Source organism: Hymenobacter agri (assembly GCF_054778495.1).
Genome location: NZ_BAAGZM010000580.1, coordinates 1 through 2,678 on the forward strand (window position 1 = coordinate 1; position 2,678 = coordinate 2,678).

General features: G+C 60.4%; 3 protein-coding genes. 1 reads left to right on the forward strand and 2 read right to left on the reverse strand.

The window, feature by feature from the left end; translation table 11 throughout:
• A partial coding sequence (dnaA, locus tag ACYVDE_RS19670; RefSeq protein WP_460503240.1) for a chromosomal replication initiator protein DnaA occupies positions 1 to 1,167 on the forward strand: 1,167 nt, incomplete at its 5' end.
• 84 nt (positions 1,168 to 1,251) lie between these two features.
• Here dnaA and ACYVDE_RS19675 read toward each other — a convergent pair.
• Together ACYVDE_RS19675 and ACYVDE_RS19680 are read right to left on the reverse strand one after the other, a co-directional pair.
• Complete coding sequence (locus tag ACYVDE_RS19675) at positions 1,252 to 1,746, reverse strand: hypothetical protein (protein ID WP_460503241.1); 495 nt, start codon at positions 1,744 to 1,746, stop codon at positions 1,252 to 1,254.
• 199 nt (positions 1,747 to 1,945) lie between these two features.
• Complete coding sequence (locus ACYVDE_RS19680) at positions 1,946 to 2,380, reverse strand: OsmC family protein (protein WP_460503242.1); 435 nt, start codon at positions 2,378 to 2,380, stop codon at positions 1,946 to 1,948.
• Positions 2,381 to 2,678: the final 298 nt, after the last annotated feature.

Here is a 2,678-nt window from a genome sequence, read left to right on the forward strand (position 1 = left end):
GCCCGCTACGTGAACTCGGCGGCCGTGCGCACCACCCCGCGCGGCAACAACTTCGCCAACAGCGCCGGTGCCGCCGACACGCTGGCCCCCGCCCGCAATCCCTTCGAGCAGGCCAAGCCCGTCGATGGCAACCTCGTTCCGTCGCAGCTCAACGGCTCCTACACGTTCGACAACTACATCGAGGGCGACTGCAACCGCCTGGCCCGTTCGGCCGGCCTCGCCGTGGCCAACAAGCCCGGTACCACCAGCTTCAACCCGCTGATGGTGTACGGCGGTGTGGGCCTGGGCAAAACGCACCTGGTGCAGGCCATCGGCAACCACATCAAGGCCACCGCGCCCGAGCGGTTCGTGCTCTACGTATCGGCTGAGAAGTTCACTAACCAGTTCATCGACAGCGTGCAGCGCGCGCAGGTGCAGGACTTTGCGAATTTCTATTTGCAGGTCGATGCGCTGATTCTGGATGACGTACAGTTTCTGGCCAACAAGGGCAAGACGCAGGAGATGTTCTTTCACATCTTCAACCACTTGCACCAGTCGGGCAAGCAGATTGTGATGACTTCCGACCGGCCGCCCAAGGACTTGCTGGGTCTGGAAGACCGGTTGCTCAACCGTTTCAAATGGGGCCTGACGGCCGACGTGCAAAGCCCGGATTTCGAGACGCGGGTGGCCATCATCCGCAACAAGATGGAGCAGGACGGCATCGACATTCCGCCGGACCACGTGGTGGACTACCTCGCCAACTCAGTACACACCAACGTGCGCGAATTGGAGGGCGTCATCGCCTCGCTGGTAGCGCAGAGCAGCCTGAGCCGCCGCGACATCGACCTGGAAATGGTGAAACAGGCCCTGCGCCACATCATCGAGGAAGTGGAGGCCGAGGTCAACCTCGACTTCATTCAGAAGACCGTGGCCGCGTACTTCAACATTTCGGTGGATTTGCTGAAGGACAAAACCCGCAAAAAAGAAGTGGTGACGGCCCGGCAGGTGGCCATGTACTTCGCCAAGCACCACACGGCACACACGCTGAAAACCATTGGTTTCCACTTCGGCGGCCGCGACCACACCACCGTGATGCACTCGGTGCAAACCGTGTCGGATTTGGTGGATTCGGACAAGAAATTCCGCGACCAGGTAGACGAGCTGCGGAAGAAATTCGCCAAGAAGTAAGACCTGCGACCCAGGTAGTACAAAAAAGAGGCTCCCGATGCTGTGCGCGTCGGGAGCCTCTTTCGGTTTCTGAGAAGTAGAATTCTAGAAAGCGGCCGTGGGGCTCACTTCCTGCAGGGGCAGGTTGTGCTTGGTGGCAAACTCGCGCACCTGCTCGCGGAAGCTTAGTTTGCGGCGCTTGCCTTTCACTTCGCGCAGGTTGAGGGCGTAGATTTCGCCGTCTTTCTGGCGCACGCGCAGTACCATGGGCTTGAGTTCGAGGGCGGCGATGTTTTCGGCGGCGAATACCTGCTTGGGGCGGAAGAGGCCGTTTTTATGCACGATGTAGCCGGGCGTGAATTCGAGGTAGCTCTGGGTGCCGAAGATGGGGGCGTTGTTCACCAGCACGTAGCCGAGATACACCAGCGTGAACACCAGAAACACCCAGTGCAGGAAGTGGTAGTCCGTCGCGCCGCTGTCGCTGATGATGCCGAACAGCACGTAGGCCAGCCAGAACAGGCCAATGGCGATTTGGCCCCAGAACGGGACGCGGGAGTTGTTGGCGGGGCGGAGGCGGATGCGAGTGGTACCAGTGGGCATAGCTGCAAATTTAGGGCGAAGATTTTAGTGTAGGCTCACGCTGGGACAACAAGAAAAAAAGAACGTCATGCTGAGCGCAGCCGTAGCATCTCGCGTGTGGTAGTAACTCATTCGCAACAACGATGTTGATTACTACTGCACGCGAGATGCTTCGACTACGCTCAGCATGACGTTCTTTCTGGCTTTATTAGCCAAAAAACTAGCCCACGAACTTCGCTTCGAGGGTCATTTTGGGCACGGCGCTCAGCACCTTCGATACCGGGCAGTTCTCCTTGGCGTCTTCGGCGTGCTTCTGGAAGTCGTCGGCGGTGATGTTGCCGCCGGTTACGTGGCCTTCGGTGCTCACGTGGATGTGCTCGATGACGGGGTGGCCGTTGTTCGGGTTCATCGTCACGGTGCTGGTGGTTTTGATGTTCTGCACCGAGTGGCCGTGCTTGGTGAGCACGCTGGTGAGGTACATGGTGTAGCAGCCGGCGTGGGCCGCGCCAATCAGCTCTTCGGGGTTGGTGCCGCCTTTGCCTTCGAAGCGGCTGCCCACAGAGTAGGGGGCGTTGAGCGCGCCGCTCTCGGTGGTGAGGGTGCCGCTGCCTTTGATGTCGCCGTTCCAAACAGCGGTGCCTTTGTGGTCTGCCATGATAATGTGGAGTTGTGAAGTGGTGAAATGGTGTAGTGCGGAGTGGCCAGCCGCGTGCGCCGCCAGCCGCAAAGCTTAACGGTAGCCGCCCGCGGGGGTTGCGCGGTGGTGCACCGCTTACGTCCCGCGTACCTTCGCTGGCTCTTACCGACCGCAACCGATGGGACTCAAAGCCACTCTCAGCCGCCCGCTGGCCCGCTACATTGCCCGCCGCTACCAGCGCTGGCAGCATCGCACCGAAACCACCCAGCGCCAGCTGGTGAAGCAACTGACCGCCACGGCGGCCGGCACCGCCTTC

Coding starts and splice junctions, on each gene's coding strand:
- ACYVDE_RS19675 (WP_460503241.1), bottom strand. CDS start 1,746: ATGCCCACTGGTACCACTCGCATCCGCCTCCGCCCCGCCAACAACTCC.
- ACYVDE_RS19680 (WP_460503242.1), bottom strand. CDS start 2,380: ATGGCAGACCACAAAGGCACCGCTGTTTGGAACGGCGACATCAAAGGC.